This is a genomic window from Natronincola ferrireducens (genome assembly GCF_900100845.1).
In the GTDB taxonomy this organism is placed as follows: domain Bacteria; phylum Bacillota; class Clostridia; order Peptostreptococcales; family Natronincolaceae; genus Natronincola_B; species Natronincola_B ferrireducens.
Map to the genome: position 1 here is coordinate 76,804 of NZ_FNFP01000003.1, position 16,124 is coordinate 92,927.

At 34.8% G+C, this 16,124-nt stretch carries 14 protein-coding genes and 1 riboswitch; all 14 genes read left to right on the forward strand.

The window, feature by feature from the left end; all coding sequences use genetic code 11:
- The first annotated feature begins 113 nt into the window (after positions 1–113).
- Positions 114–1,229, forward strand: coding sequence for an efflux RND transporter periplasmic adaptor subunit (locus BLS22_RS08700; protein WP_090553360.1), 1,116 nt, complete (start codon positions 114–116; stop codon positions 1,227–1,229).
- Positions 1,216–4,281: an efflux RND transporter permease subunit gene (locus BLS22_RS08705; RefSeq protein WP_090553361.1), complete on the forward strand. Its 3,066-nt coding sequence runs from the start codon at positions 1,216–1,218 to the stop codon at positions 4,279–4,281. Before BLS22_RS08700 ends, BLS22_RS08705 begins: the two co-directional genes overlap by 14 nt.
- 36 nt (positions 4,282–4,317) lie before the next feature.
- Complete coding sequence (locus BLS22_RS08710; protein ID WP_090553362.1) at positions 4,318–4,599, forward strand: DUF503 domain-containing protein; 282 nt, start codon at positions 4,318–4,320, stop codon at positions 4,597–4,599.
- Positions 4,600–4,614: 15 nt separating this feature from the next.
- On the forward strand, positions 4,615–5,274 hold the full coding sequence (nth, locus tag BLS22_RS08715) for an endonuclease III (RefSeq protein ID WP_090553363.1): 660 nt from the start codon (positions 4,615–4,617) through the stop codon (positions 5,272–5,274).
- Between the two features lie 98 nt (positions 5,275–5,372).
- Positions 5,373–7,331 carry a cell division protein FtsA gene (locus tag BLS22_RS08720; protein WP_090553364.1) on the forward strand — a complete coding sequence of 653 codons (1,959 nt, stop codon included), beginning with the start codon at positions 5,373–5,375 and terminating at the stop codon, positions 7,329–7,331.
- A gap of 132 nt (positions 7,332–7,463) precedes the next feature.
- Complete coding sequence (locus BLS22_RS08725; RefSeq protein WP_090553365.1) at positions 7,464–8,939, forward strand: VanW family protein; 1,476 nt, start codon at positions 7,464–7,466, stop codon at positions 8,937–8,939.
- A 103-nt stretch (positions 8,940–9,042) separates the two neighbouring features.
- Positions 9,043–9,738, forward strand: coding sequence for a DUF2225 domain-containing protein (locus BLS22_RS08730; RefSeq protein ID WP_090553366.1), 696 nt, complete (start codon positions 9,043–9,045; stop codon positions 9,736–9,738).
- Entirely contained in the window at positions 9,731–10,255 is a 525-nt protein-coding gene (locus BLS22_RS08735; protein ID WP_090553367.1) for a methylated-DNA--[protein]-cysteine S-methyltransferase, read from the forward strand. The genes BLS22_RS08730 and BLS22_RS08735 overlap by 8 nt, the downstream gene beginning before the upstream one ends.
- A gap of 86 nt (positions 10,256–10,341) precedes the next feature.
- Entirely contained in the window at positions 10,342–11,646 is a 1,305-nt protein-coding gene (locus BLS22_RS08740; RefSeq protein WP_090553368.1) for an esterase/lipase family protein, read from the forward strand.
- Between the two features lie 297 nt (positions 11,647–11,943).
- On the forward strand, positions 11,944–13,089 hold the full coding sequence (locus tag BLS22_RS08745) for a CAP domain-containing protein (protein ID WP_090553369.1): 1,146 nt from the start codon (positions 11,944–11,946) through the stop codon (positions 13,087–13,089).
- A 99-nt stretch (positions 13,090–13,188) separates the two neighbouring features.
- Positions 13,189–13,366: riboswitch (cobalamin riboswitch) on the forward strand.
- A gap of 100 nt (positions 13,367–13,466) precedes the next feature.
- Positions 13,467–14,030, forward strand: a complete 564-nt coding sequence (gene cobU / locus BLS22_RS08750) for a bifunctional adenosylcobinamide kinase/adenosylcobinamide-phosphate guanylyltransferase (protein WP_090553370.1) — start codon at positions 13,467–13,469, stop codon at positions 14,028–14,030.
- Positions 14,031–14,043: 13 nt separating this feature from the next.
- Positions 14,044–14,589, forward strand: coding sequence for a cob(I)yrinic acid a,c-diamide adenosyltransferase (locus BLS22_RS08755; protein ID WP_090553371.1), 546 nt, complete (start codon positions 14,044–14,046; stop codon positions 14,587–14,589).
- A complete protein-coding gene (gene cobS / locus BLS22_RS08760) occupies positions 14,589–15,332 on the forward strand; it encodes an adenosylcobinamide-GDP ribazoletransferase (RefSeq protein WP_090553372.1) in 744 nt (247 codons plus the stop codon). Before BLS22_RS08755 ends, cobS begins: the two co-directional genes overlap by 1 nt.
- Positions 15,333–15,506: 174 nt before the next feature.
- A complete protein-coding gene (cobC, locus tag BLS22_RS08765) occupies positions 15,507–16,118 on the forward strand; it encodes an alpha-ribazole phosphatase (RefSeq protein ID WP_090553373.1) in 612 nt (203 codons plus the stop codon).
- Positions 16,119–16,124: the final 6 nt, after the last annotated feature.

The following is a 16,124-nucleotide window of genomic DNA, read 5'->3' on the forward strand; positions in this document are numbered from 1 at the left end:
TCGTGTAAAAAATTATAAAAATCAATTCTATATAGTGAGTTTAAATCTCCCAGTAATTGCACATCATAAATTATAAATAATTTATGATGTGGTAATTGCTTGGAGGTTTTTTTATGTGGAGAAAAAGAGACTGTATTATAATTATTACAACAGTTCTATTAATATTCCTAGGGGGATGCAGACATGATAATGTCATGGAAGAAGAAAGAAAAGTAGCAGTAGAGGTATCTACAGTAAAAAGAGGCAACATTGCTGAAGAAATAACGATAAGTTCAAGACTACAACCAATAAAAAATATAATGATTTTTCCTAAAACTCCCGGATTAGAAGTTACAAAATTAACCGTTGATGTCGGAGATACAGTACAAGAGGGGGATTTTTTATTTGAATTAGATAAAACGCCTATTAGAAGACAGGTGGAGGCTGCAAGAAAGGCCTATGGGCAGGCGCAAAAAAACTATCGGATTCAAAAACAGGAGATGGAAGCAGTAAAACCTATTATACCTACTGTTCCCGTAGGTTTCTGGGGAGTGCAGGAAACACCAAGCCCTATGGATAATCGTTTGATGGATACCTCTTTAGTAGCTTTAGAAGGACAATTGGAACAGGCAAGGTTAGCTTATATTACTGCTTTAGAGCAGTTGGATGAGATGGAATACTATGCACCTATAGATGGGGTTGTTACCCAGACAAACCTACAGGAAAATCAAATGGTTATCCAGACCCAGCCTGCTATGGTAATTAGCAACACAAATCTATTAAAGCTAGAACTTTATGTAGTGAAAGAACTATTAAATAGTCTAAAGATAGGTCAAGAGGTAGCGATAGACGTAGCAGAAGATAAAAACATTGGAAGTGTCACCATGATTAGTAAAGTTCCAGATCCTAGAACAAATTTATATTACATACAAATTAATGTAGATAATGGAGATGGCAGATTGTTAGCTGGAAGCTTCTGCAGAGTTATAATAGAACGACAAAGAAGGGATAATACTTTGCTGATTCCTAAAGAAGCAATTGTTTTTGAAGACAACACCCCTATCATATTTATAGAAGAAAATCAACGTCCTGTAAAAAGACAAATAGAATTAGGAATTGATGGAGGAAAAATGGTAGAAGTAGTCAAGGGCATAGGGGAAGGGGATAGGGTTATTGTAAAGGGTCAGCACTATATTGATGAAAATACATTATTGACGGTAGTTAGGAGTGATAATCATGAAAATTTCTAGTTGGGCTGTACATAAGCCTATTTCTATTTTAATGATTGTTACTATGACTTTATTGCTAGGGGCAGTGTCTTTATCAAGGTTAGCTATGGATCTACTACCTAGTATGAATATTCCTGTTGCAGTTATAAATACCCAATATATTGGTGCTGGCCCCTATGAAATTGAAAACCTTATTACAAAACCGATTGAAGAGGCAGTGGCTACCACCCATAATGTAAAGCATATTCAATCTACTTCTATGGAGGGTATGTCCATTGTTATTGTAGAGTTTAATCAAGGAACAGATATGGATTTTGCCACTTTAGAAATAAGAGAAAAAATTGATTTTATTAAAAGATATTTACCTGAAGATGCTATGGAGCCCATTGTTTTAAAGATTAATCCTAATGCCCTTCCTATAATGGTTTTAGGAATTACAGGAGATGATTTAGAAAAGCTTCAAGAGGTTGTAGAATATAGAATTAAACCAAGGATAGAGAGATTAGAAGGAGTGGCCTCGATAGGTATTACAGGTGGCAGACAAAGGGTTGTTAATATAAAGGTTGACCCTTTCCAACTGGCAACCTATGGCATAACCCAACAGCAATTAGGAGGTCTCCTGAGGAATGAAAATATCAATCTTCCTGGAGGAGAAATTCAAGATGATAAAAAGCTGTTGACCATTAGAACTGTAGGAGAATTTAGAGGTTTAGAGGAGATAAAAAAAACACCTATTCCTCTGCCATCAGGAACAACTATGGAATTACAGGATGTAGCAAAGGTTGATTTTCAAGATGTTAAAACCCTACAAATTGCGAAAATTAATGGACAACCCAGTATACGAATGACAATTCAAAAACAGCCCACCTATAATACAATACAGGTGGCCAATGGGATACATAGGGAAATAGCTAAATTAGAAGAGGAATTGGAGAATATAAAGATTGAAGGAGTATTAGATCAATCCTTATTTATACGAAGGTCTATTAGAAATGTAGGAACAACAGCAGTTTTTGGTGGACTGTTAGCAGTGATAATTCTATATTTATTTATAAAAAGCTTTAAAAATACATTGATTATTGCATTAGCCATTCCTATAGCTGTAATAGCTACATTTACCTTAATGTATTTTACAGGAGTAACCTTAAACTTATTATCCCTAGGTGGATTTGCTTTAGGTATCGGGATGCTGGTGGATAATGGTATTGTTGTATTGGAAAATATATATCGATTCCGTGAAGAGGGCTATAGTCCTAAGGATGCTGCCATTTATGGAGCTCAAGAAGTATCTATGGCGGTAGCAGCATCTACCTTTACAACAGTAGCAGTTTTTTTGCCAATTGTTTTCGTCGAGGGCATGACGGGAGAAATCTTCAAGGAACTGGCATTGACGGTAACTTTTTCCCTTTTGGCCTCTCTAGGAGTATCACTAACCTTAGTACCTATGTTAGCTTCTAAAATCCTAAAGGTTAAGAAGGATAAATATAAGGTAAATACAATTTTAGAGGATGGAGAGAAAAAGAATTGTGGATTTTATTGTTATTATAGGGATTTATTGAAGTGGAGCTTAGGACATAGGGGTATAGTTTTAATCATAACAGGATTAATTTTCCTAGCATCCATTACCTCCCTCTTATGGGTGGGGGCAGAATATTTTCCAGAGTTTGATGAAGGAAACTTCATGATTAATATTTCCCTACCCCATGGCAGTAGCCTAGAAGCTACAGAAGCTATGGCTAATGACGTAGAAGAGGTGGTAAGGAGCTATGAAGATGTTGACATGATTTTTATGAATATTGGTGGTGGCGATGATTATTTTGCCAGCTATGGTGGGAGAACAAATCGAGCCTCTATAGAGGTGCGGTTAAAGCCCTATGATAAAAGAAAGAATGAAACCGTCTATATTATGGACAAGATCCGTCAAGATTTACAAAAAATACCTGGAGGAGATATATCTCTATCTAATGCTTCCTTTGTAGGTATGGGCTTTGGAGGAGATTCAGTAGAGATACAGATAAAAGGAGATAGTATAGAAACATTAAAAGAAATAGGGGAGGACTTTATACGGATAACAGATTCCATAGAAGGAACTAGGGAAGTTACATGGAATTTTACAGAGGGAAGACCCCAATTAGAATTACATGTTGATCGTAATGTTACTACCGCCTACGGCCTTCAAGGGATACACATGGCATCCACTGTAAGAAATCTTGTTCATGGTATGACAGTAACAAAACTTAAAATAAATGACAGAGAGCATGATGTAATTATTACTGGAGAGGATTATTTGAAGAGCAGTATAGGTAATTTCCTTCAAACCCCTATACCTACTATATTAGGAGAAACGGTCCCCCTACAGGAATTAGTGAATACTAAGGTTGTTCAGGGGCCTAATGCCATAAGACGATCCGATCAAGTTCGAGCTATTACTGTAAAAGCCTCTATTATTGACAGAGATATGAATAGTGTTATCAAAGATATTCAGGAGAAATTAATGACCTACCCACTTCCCGCTGGCTATAGTTATCAGTTTAGAGGACAAAGGGAGCAGTTAGAGGAGGCCTATAGCAATTTGATTTTAGCTGTTATTTTGGCAATATTATTGGTATATATGATATTAGCCACTCAATTTCAATCTCTTTTGCACCCTTTTATAATGATGTTGGCGGTTCCCTTAGCCTTTTCAGGAGGTCTTCTAGGACTTTTGATTCGAGGAATTCCTTTAAGTGTACCAGCTGCTATAGGTGCTATTGTTTTGTCTGGGATTGTGGTAAACAATGGCATTGTCTTAATTGATTACATTAACGTTTTAAAGAGAAGCAAAAAGGAAACGGAGGAAGCTATTGTTGTTGCGGGCACTACCCGTCTTCGACCTATCATGATGACTACCCTAACAACTGTACTGGGATTACTGCCATTGGCAATAGGTTTAGGAGAAGGCTCTGAGGTTCAAGTACCTTTAGCAACAGTAGTGATCGGTGGATTAGGATTAGCCACACCTTTAACCTTAGTTGTCCTACCAATTATATATTCTATCCTAGATGATCTTGCTATATATATTAAAAAAGTATAATATATATAGAAAATCAAATGCAGGGGACGTGAAAAAATGATGATAGGCATTTGTTCATTAAAGGTTATTATGTATGAAGCCCAATCACTAAAGGCAAAAAGACAAATTCTTAAAAGTCTGATAGAAAGAATTAAATCACGGTTTAATGTATCAATTGCTGAGATAGGAAACCAAGACAAATGGCAGATTGGGGAGATTGGGTTTTGTTGTGTCACCAATAGTAGAAAGCATGCAGACGAAATGATCCATCATGTTATAAATTTTATCGAAAAGGATGGAAGATTAGATATTACAGAGTGTGAAGTAGAAATACTCTAGAGAAAGGAAACTTTTATGAAGAAAAAGATGCTAAACAAAAAGGTAATAACTGAGGTTTTGAATATACTAAAGGAAACCTATCCAGATGCTGATACAGAATTAAATTTTAATAATCCTTTAGAACTTCTAATTTCTACTATATTAGCAGCCCAATGTACCGACAAACGGGTGAACGAAGTTACTAAGGAAATGTATAAAGTCTTCAAAAAGCCAGAGGATTATCTTCAACTGACGGAGGAGGAGCTAGGAGAATGGATAAGAAGCTGTGGGTTTTATAGAAATAAAAGCAGAAATATTTTACAAACCTGCAGAATACTTCTTGAGAAGTACGATGGTGAAGTTCCTCAAACTAGAGAAGAATTGATGGAACTACCAGGGGTGGGGAGAAAAACTGCCAATGTAGTGATTAGCAATGTTTTTGGACAGGATGCTATAGCAGTGGACACCCATGTTTTTAGAGTGTCCAATAGAATTGGCCTTGCCAATGGAGACAATGTTCAAATAACAGAAGAACAGTTGATGAAAAATATTCCTCAAAACCTATGGTCTGAGGCCCATCATTGGCTGATTTTTCATGGCAGAAGGATTTGTAAGGCAAGAAAACCTCTATGTGAAAAATGTCCTTTAACCCGACAGTGTGTATACTATAAAAGCTTAGTGAACAAAGATGTCTAATTTTTTTAGACATCTTTATTCATTTTAAAAGGAAAAAAGGGTTTCTACAGAGAATTAACCATATACATACAAAGGATGAGAAGAAAGGATGTAGTAGAATGATATTTGTTCTAGACATTGGCACAAGAAGTATTGTAGGTCTTTTAGGAACCCTCCAGGGGGATACAATTGTTATCCACCATGCTGTTACAGAATTTCATAAAAAAAGAGTAATATATGATGGACAAATCCATGATATTGAAGGAGTAATAGAAATTGTAGAAAAAGTAAAGACACAGCTGGAGGAGAAAATAGGATTTTCCTTAAAGGAGGTTGCTCTAGCTGCTGCTGGGAGGGCACTTAAAACCTTTGAAACCACCATAGAAAAAGAAATAGATGAGTATAAGGAAATTGATAGACATTTGGTTAATAGTGTAGAAATTGAAGGGATTCAACAGGCCCAAAAACAGTTACAGATAGGAGATGAAGAAACAAGAAATTATTTTTGTGTAGGACATACTCCTGTAAATTACTATTTAAATGATGGTTTAATTACAAATCCTATAGGTCATAGGGGTAAAAAACTAAAAATAGATATTTTGGCCACCTTCTTACCTAAAATCGTAGTCGATAGTCTTTATACAGTCATGGAGAAGGTGGGATTAGAGGTAAGCTATCTTACACTGGAACCTATTGCAGCTATTGAAGTGGCTGTACCACAAAACATGAGATTACTAAATATTGCTTTGGTAGATATTGGGGCAGGCACCTCCGATATAGCCATTACAAAGGATGGTACGGTTATAGCCTATGAGATGACTTCTACTGCTGGGGATGAGATTACAGAAGAACTTGCAAGACAACTTTTATTGGACTTTGATAGTGCAGAGAAATTAAAGTGTAATCTTTTTAAAGGAGGAAAACAAAGCTTTACAGATATTATAGGTATCTCCTATGAAATGGATACAGAAGAAATCCTTGATAAAATTCAGTCGTCCATTGAATTAGTAGGAAAGGAAATTGCTGATGGTATTGTTATGCAAAATGGTAAATCCCCCAGTGTTATATTCTTAATTGGTGGAGGCAGTCAAATTCCTAGTCTTACTACCTTTATAGCAGACTACTTAACCCTACCTAAAGAAAGGGTAGTTGTGAGGGATATCAAAACTATTTCTAATTTACAATGGGAGACAGAAGTCATCCAGGGGCCTGAAGGAATAACTCCTATAGGGATTATGGTAAAGGCAATAAAAAATAAATCTACTGATTTTATTGAGGTAAAGATAAACAATAAAAAAGTTAATTTATTTAAGACGGAAAACCTTAAGGTAAGTGATGCCTTGATTTCTATAGGCTTCAATCCAAGGGATCTTATTCCTAAAAAGGGAGGAGGACTGGAGATTACCTTAAATGGTCAAGACAAGTACATCTATGGAGAATATGGGGAGCCAGCAAAGATTTTTGTAAATGATAAAGAAGGGCATCTAGATACACCTATAGATAATAATGATAAAATCACTATTGAATTGGCTACAGTAGGAAAGGATGCTGCTTGTCAACTACAGGATGTAATCAACTTTCAAGAGACTTTTCTTGTTAATGGAGAAAAAATCAATAAATTTTATGACATAAAAATTAATGGCATGGAGGGCAGACCACAAGATTTCCTAAAGGAAAAGGATAAGATAACCTATAAAACAATAGATACTGTTAGGGACTTATGTGTTTTTCTAAACCTATCCTTTCAAGATCATATTATTTATATAGATGGAGATAAAGTAAGTATAGACAATAAAATTCCCAAGAAAAGTGAAATTATTGTTGATAAAAGAAAAGATAATCCCTGCAAGGAACAAGAAGAAAAAACAGATAAAACTGGGATTGATATTATTTATAATGGAGAACCCTTAACTCTCCCTACTACAAAAGATAACCTGATATTTGTAGATGTTTTTAACTATGTTGACTTTGACCGGACAGCGGTAAAGGGAAAACTAGTATTGAAACATAACAACAGAGTAGCCAATTATACAGATCCTTTACAGGAGGGGGATGATATTTGGGTTTACTGGGAATAACACAATAGGTAATATTTTTAAAAAAAGATTAATAAAATAATCATATATTTTATTATAGGGAATTTTTCACACACAAAAAACTTATTGTGTACTGTTAAGGGTAAGAGTATAATTGCATCAAGGAGTGATGTTATGGATCCAACTGTCACAACAACAAGCAAGAAAAAGTTTTTATTGTGGATAATAGGTATGATAATCACAACTAGTTTAATAGCCTTTTTCACCTTAGCCTTTTTATTATTAAATAGAAATACAGTTTATTCCCAAGTATATATTGAAGCTGTAGATGTAAGTGAATTAACTAAGGAAGATGCTATAAAAAAGGTGAAAACCATTTATGAAGGGGAACTTACAGGCTTTAAAGTAAATTTAACCCATGAAAACTATAACCGACAGTTGGCCTATAAAGACTTAGGTTATACCTATCTATATGAAGATGCAGTGACGGAGGCCTATCGGTTAGGTAGGGAAGGAAACTTAGTTCGTCGAATAAGAGAAATTTATCATTATAAAAATCATCCTATCACTATTCGATTAAAATCCTCCTATGATGAGGAACTATTGAATCAGGTACTTGATACAATAGAGGAGGATATTAATCAAGAACCTAAAAATGCTACTATTAAAAGACAGAAGGGCACCTTTCATATTAATAAAGAAGTAGTTGGAGAAGTTGTGGAGCGACATATTCTTCAAGAAAAAATTAGAAGTAGAATTTATAATTTTAGTCAAGAAGATATTAGTATACCAATCACGTATGTTGTTCCTGAGGTTACAGAGGAAAAATTGAAAAATATAAGAGAAGTAATAGGAGAATTTAGCACCACCTTTAATTTGCAGCAGGTGGGAAGAAATCATAATATCCGTATAGGCGCCAACAGTATTGATGGAACGTTGATTATGCCAGGAGAAGAGTTTTCTTTTAATCAACAGACGGGACCAAGAGATGTATCAGGGGGGTATCAAGAAGCACCCGTTATCGTGGATGGTCAATTAGAACCTGGAATCGGGGGAGGCATTTGTCAAGTATCCACAACCCTCTATAACGCTGTTGTAAGGGGAAACTTAGAAATAACCCAGCGTAGGAACCATTCTCTGCCTGTAGGTTATGTACCATTAGGTCATGATGCCACTGTTTTCTTTAATTATATAGACTTTAAATTTATCAACAATATGGAAAGTCCTATTTACATAGAAAGCTTCGTAACAGGAGATAGATTGTTCACAAAAATTTATGGGAAAAGAGAAGAAAATATTGTTATAAATCTGACCTCCGAAGTAGTCGAGGTGATTGAGCCAAAGGTTGAGGTTAAAAAGGATGCCAACCTACTATTAGGAGAGCAAATTATTGAAAAAGAACCTAAAAAGGGTTATCGGGTCAATACCTATAAGATTTATACCCAAAATGGTAGAGAGATAAAAAGAGAGCATATATCAAGAGATTACTATACTCCAGTAAATGGAGTAATTATTGAAGGTACGAAACCAAAGCCTGTAGCTGAAGCTCAAACCCCTGAGAAACCTGAAAAAGATAATGCAACAGAAGAAAAATCGGTTGTAGAGGAAGAATCTTTAATAGAGGAGGCCATCGAAGGAGAAGAAAATTAGCATGCCTTAAAGCTCTTCATGAAATAGTGAAGGGCTTTGACATTTTTTCCATAAAGTGTATGATATTAATAGACCCGACAATATAAAAAAATGGAGGAAGCATATGGAACACTTACTTTACGACAAAAACATAAGCTGTCCCTGTTGTAATAATACTTTCACTACAAAGAAGGTGCGGACAAGAGGCTTAAAGGTTATAGAAAGACATTCAGATTTTTATGTAAGCTACAAGGAAGTTAATCCTATCTACTATCATGTATGGATTTGTCCTAATTGTGGCTTTAGTGCTACAGAAAGTGAATATGTTGAACTAAGCAAGGTCCAAAAAGATGTTTTACAAAAAAATATAATGGCAAAATGGAAGCAAAGGGATTACGGAGATGTAAGAACAGTAGAAGAAGCAAAAGAAGCCTATAAACTAGCTTTATTTATTGGACAATTACTAAAGAAGTCAAGGGGTTATATAGGAGGACTGTGCCTTAAACTGGCTTGGCTTTATCGAGAAACCGGTGAAGTAGAAGAAATAGAGTTTTTGAAATTTGCTTTAAGCTCTTTTGAGACTGCTTATCAAAGTGAACCCCTACCTATTGCAGGGTTAGATGAAGTATCCTTGGCTTATCTAGTTGGGGAGTTAAATAGAAAGCTACATAAACCCCAGGAAGCAGTGAAATGGTATGCTAAGGCTTTGGACAATCCAGATATTAAGAAAAAAAGACAAATTCAATTGATGGCTAGGGAACAGTGGCAAGTGGCGAGACAAGAAGGACGGGTGGAAAAAGAGGTTAAGGCCAATGCATAACCTTTATTATGCCACCAAAAATATTTTAGACTATACTGTTCACATAGCCTCCAACCAAAGAGGATTAGTAGCTGTAGGACTTGAAGAATCACAAGAAGATTTTATTGGGGAACTAAAAAAAGATTTTTCTAATAGTAGAATTGTTTATAATGAGGAAAAAAATCATCTTCCTATACAACAAATAACAGAATATTTTCAAGGTACAAGGAGACAATTTGACCTATCTTTAGATATAATGGGGACTAGTTTTCAAAGACGGGTGTGGGAAGCCCTATTAACGATTCCCTATGGAAAAGTAGTAGCCTATAAAGATATAGCTATAGAAATTGGCAATGCTAAAGCAGGACGGGCTGTAGGGTTGGCTAATAAAAAAAATAAAATTCCTATCATTATTCCTTGTCATCGGGTAATTGGAGTCAATGGAAGTTTGGTGGGCTATGATGGAGGACTGGATTTAAAGAAAAAATTGTTAGCATTAGAAGGTGTTAAAATAGTAAAGGAAAAAGTGGGAATTTAAATTCGCCACTTTTTTTGTATTCTCCTTCCCACCAGCTGCATAAATTTATAGTAGAGCTTTAAACAGATAGATAGGAGGAGATAATATTGCAAAACCCATTAAAAAAGCCTATTATTTTTATCCCAGGTTTAATGGGATCAATGGGCAATGATATTATTGATGGCACAGGAGATTGGAGCTTTGGGATGGCCCGTTGGGTCTATGAGCCTCTGATTTCTCAACTAGAGGAATCAGGATACCGCATAAATGAAGATCTATTTATTTGTTACTATGACTGGAGGCAGAAGAATCATTATATTGTAGATACCTATTTAAAGCCTATGTTAGATAGAGTAAAGGAAAAATTTCCTGATAATAAGGTGGATTTTATTTGTCATAGTATGGGAGGTATTGTGGCAAGAACATATATTCAGGGAAGAAACTACCAAGATGATGTTGATAAGCTTATTATGATAGCCACACCTAATAAAGGTAGTGTAGATGCCTATTATTTATGGTCTACTGGGAGGTTAAAGCCTAAAAGAGGAGGAAATCATTTTTATAATTTAATAGTAAGGGGTTATTTATGGATTTTACTAAAACTAATGGATGTTTCTTTTGGTACAGAAGGTCTTGAAGAAATTCAAGAAACCTTTCCCTCTATAGGAGAACTAATACCCTCACTAGATTATGGCCCTATTCTATGCTATGAAGATGGGAATGGAAGCTGGAGGACAGTACCGCTCTACTATATGAGGTATAAAAACTATTTATTAGATCATTTAAATGAAACCCTTCATTTGCTCCCCTATAAGGTTAATTATACCTGTTGTATAATTGGACATAATTTTTCCACTTCTGAGTATATTATGATAGATAAAGAAAGATTATTTAACGGTTACGAAGAAATTATCTTAGATGTAGTAGAAACTTTAGAGGGTGATGGAACAGTAACAGTAAAAAGCGGAGAATTAGAAGGGTTTCATGATCAATATTTAGAATTTAATCATCGTGATATTGTTAAACATGCTTATTCCTGTATAGAGGAAATCTATGGATTAGAAACTAAAGATAAACAACAAGATGAAGGAGGGGTGGAAGAAACAACCCTTCATATTTTATTAACAGGTTCTGCAAATATTGTTGTTATCCAAGAAGGACAAAGGATTATGGAGCTTCAAAATCAGCAATTAACAACATTATACCCCCATTTGCATGAAAAGTATCCTAACAATCATCAGTGGATTTTATTAAAGGATGTACCTAAAGGAAGCTATCAAATGAAGCTTCATAATGAAGAAGGCAAGAAGATTCATATGACAGTTATGGCTAAAGATTTAAAGAAATTACAGGAAGAGATGGAAATCAAAGCCCATCAACAAAATTATACCATTAAATTTGAAATTACTTAAGGGGTCATATTTATGACCCTGTTATCATGACAAGGAAGGCTTGAGGCACAGGTTTTTATATAATAATAGCAATACTATAGCCCATATATTCTCTACAAAAAACAAAAAATGCAAAATATGGATAAGATGCAGTTTGTTCTTATATACTATAGAAATAAAACCGAAATTCACATTTTATTATGAAAGTATTCGATGTTATCAACAAATCAACGATTATTCAGGGGGTACAAATGTGATATAATAGTATTTACTAATGATATTTTTAAAAAACCAATAGAATAAAGGGAGGTTTTGCCTATGAGAAGTTTTAAAAGGGTTATGATGTTGATTCTTATACTATGGTTAATTACCATGTATAGAAATACATCCCTTATAAATACAACAATTCAAAGGGAAGGCTTAAAGGGAAATATTTCAGGTGAAAAAATATCCTACATATACAATAACAGTATTGAGGCTATGGCTCAGAAAACAGCCATACTCAACAATATAGACCTTAATTGGAGGACGATTATAGCTAATTTCATAATAAATATTAATGATTTTATAGGAAAAAAGGACAACAATTCTTCAGTGGTACAATCCTATACTGAAAAGGAGTTTGTTGTACTAGATATCGAAATAGGTGATTCTGTAGAAAAGGTTATAGAATTATTTGGACAACCTAACCGTAAAGATTTAAGTAAATATGGTTTTGACTGGTATATATATAATGAAGATTATAGTAAGTACATTCAAATAGGTATAAAAGATGAAAAGGTGGTAGGTGTATATACTAATTCCCCTGCATGGCAGTCAAGAAGAGGAATTCAAGTGGGTAGCAATAAAGAAGTTGTTAATAACCTCCTAGGAGAACCCCTTGAATATTTAATTAAAGGAAACACCTTTTATTATCTAAGCAATCCTGAAGAAAGTGATACTTATTTAGTAGACAATTATTATGCAACAATTTTTTATGATCTCCATAATGAATATAGGGTAACGGCTATACAGTTGATAGATAAAAATATAGAAAAAGGTCTGCAGGGATTTTATGGAGAGCCTAGTGAAGAGTTAAGAGAAAGTTTTGAAAGACAGGTCTTTGATCTTACCAATGCCACAAGGGTGAGATTTGGAAAACCACCCCTCCAATGGGAGGACACTGCAAGAATTGCTGCTAGAGGTCATAGTAAAGATATGGCAAAAAGAAACTTTTTCAGTCACGATAATCCAGACGGTAAAGGTCCTTCCGATAGAATAGAAGCTCAAGGAATTTATTGGCAAAGATCTGGGGAAAACATAGCAGCTGGTCAAACCTGCGCCATATTTGCCCATGAAAACTGGATGAATTCCATAGGTCATAGGGAAAGTATATTAGGTGATTTCAAAAGATTAGGAGTGGGGGTGTATTTTGGAGGAGAATATACCATCTACTATACTCAAAATTTTTACACACCAAGATAAGTAAAATATAGGAAAAATTTACACGAAAGATTTTCTATTGATCCCCAATAGGCTGTTGCCACCTTATAAAGAATTTGATATGATGGGTATAGATTAAAATTAAATAATTTAATGCTTGGTGCTTAGAAGCTTAATAGGGAAAGTGGTGAGATGCCACTACAGCCCCCGCTACTGTAAGTGAGGATGAAAACAACAAATACCACTGGAGAATTTCGGGAAGGTGTTGCTAGTAAGAGGAGTCACGAGTCAGGAGACCTGCCAAACTGTGAAACAAACCTTCGGTGGGAAGGCGTGTTTAAAATCAATAGCATTTTGATTTTTAGCCCTTACCCAGAGTAGGGGCTTTTCTATTTTACTGAAATAATTGGGGTGAAACTATGAATAATAATTTTTTAACTTTAGTAACTGGTGGAGCTAGAAGTGGAAAAAGTAACTTTGGGGAATCTATTTTAAACAATATAGATGGTGAGATTCTATACATAGCTACTGCTCAAGCCTTTGATGAAGAAATGAAGGATCGGATAAAAAAGCATAGACAAGGTCGACCTAACAACTGGGTTACCTATGAGGGATATAGAAATCTTCATCAAGGAATTGAGGATTATAGGGGAAAGGTGGCAGGGATTTTTTTAGATTGTATTACCATTATGATAACCAATCTAATGTTGGAACAACCTATAAACTGGGATGAAGCTACAGCCAATGAAATAGATATTGTGGAAAAAAATATTCAGCAACAAATAAAGGCATTGATTACAACTGTGAAATCCTTTGGAATTCCAGCTGTTTTTGTGACAAATGAATTAGGATTGGGAATTGTTCCTCAAAATAAAATGACTAGAATTTTTCGTGATATAGCAGGAAGGATGAACCAATATATAGCAAAGGAAGCAGGAGAGGTGTATTTTGTAGTTTGTGGTATACCTAATAAAATAAAATAGGGGGTAGGATAATATGGTGGTAAAGAAGCTAGAAAAGGGTTTAATACATATTTATACAGGAGATGGGAAAGGTAAAACAACCGCAGCCTTAGGTCAGGGGACTAGGACGGCTGGCGGGGGATTAAAGGTGCTGATGGTTCAATTTTTAAAGGGAGATGATACGGGAGAGCTTTATAGCATAGAAAGACTTGCCCCTAACTTTCAATTAATACGATTTGCCGCTATGAACAAATTTTATTTTCAACTTAATGAAGAGGAAAAAGCAGAAGTAAAAAATAGTGTTAAAGAGGGGCTTTATACAATAAAAAGACATTTAGATGAAGAAAATTATAACTTAATCATATTGGATGAAATTATGGCAGTACTTTACAATAAAATTATAGCTGTAGAAGAAATAATAGAAATTCTTGATAATAAACCTGATCACATAGAAATGATTTTAACTGGAAGGAATGCTCCAGAAGAATTAATAAATCTTGCAGATTATGTAACAGAGATGAGGATGATTAAACACCCCTTTGAAAAAGGAATTTATGCTAGAAAAGGAATTGAAAGCTAATGCAAAGATTTCTACTAATCCTACAGTTTTTAACAAGAATAACAGTCATACAAAATCCACCCTACGATAAAAATTTTGAAAAAGGTATTGTTTATTTTCCTGTTGTAGGATTGGTACTGGGTTTAATATTGGCAGCTGTTTATAGAGGTTTATTATATCTACTAAGTCCTACTGTGGCTAGTATTCTAGTGATAGCTTTTTATGTTGCCCTCACGGGAGGATTGCACCTAGATGGTTTAGGAGATACCTTTGATGGCTTTTACAGTAGTCGTAGCAGAGAAACAATCCTAGAGATTATGAAGGATAGTCGTTTAGGAACAAATGGCGTTGTAGCTATTTTCTTTTGTTTAACCATCAAGATTTTTGGTATTGCTAGCCTTTCCCAGCAAGTAGGTTTTATCACCATCATGCTGATGCCGGTTTTTGGACGGTTAGCTCTTGTTTATGGCTGCTATAAAGTGCCCTATGGCCGCCAGGAGGGGTTAGGACATATATTTATAAACAGAACCACCAAGAGGGAATTGATTTATACCATCATCATAACAGTATTGATTACACTTATAGATAAAAAGTCCTTTCTTTTCATAGTCATAGCATGGGTTTTTGCTAGCCTATTTAAAAACCATAGCAAGAAAATAATCCATGGGATGACAGGGGATACATTGGGGGGCCTATGTGAATTGACAGAGATTTTGTATATACTCTATATCTTAGTGTTGCAGACTTTAAACCTACAATTTTAATATGATCTCCATTGTATTAATAAGTTTTAAAAGATAAATATATATAACTATATATTTAATATTCTCTGTTACTGGATGTAGAGAATGATTTAAAGGTATAAGGTGAAGAAGGGTTTATCCTTAGGATAGTTAGACCTCAGTCTCAACCTTAACCTTAAATATAGGAGTGAAATTATGACAAAGCTGTATTTAATTAGACATGGGGAAACTGAAGAAAATGCCAATAGAAGATTTTGTGGATGGACGGATGTTTCCCTAAACCAATTAGGAAAATCCCAGGCATTACGTTTAACCAATGCATTTAAAAACATAGAAATCGATGTAATGTATACCAGTAATCTAAGGCGAGCAAAGGAGACAGCCGAAGCTATTAAAGGAGATAAGAACTATCCTATCCATGAAATAACAAGCCTGAGAGAATTAAATTTTGGTAGAGTAGAGGGGTTGACCATAGAAGAAATTCAAAAAAACTACCCTGAAGTCTATAGAGAACTAGAAAATGACTATGTGAGGGTGAAATTCCCAGATGGAGAAAGTTTACAGGAAATGCATGAAAGGGTGGTAAATGCTCTGGAGGAGATTCTCCATCAGCATAGAGAAAAGCACATCGCCATTATTGCCCATTCCGGTGTAATTCGAAGTATGGTTGCCCATCTTATTACTGGAAACATAAGCTATCATTGGAATTTTAAAGTAGACCATTGCAGTATAAGTATTATTGAAAAACATGGAGATTTTTGTGTGTTAACAGCTTTAAATGACACTTGTCATTTAAATGATATATAATTATTG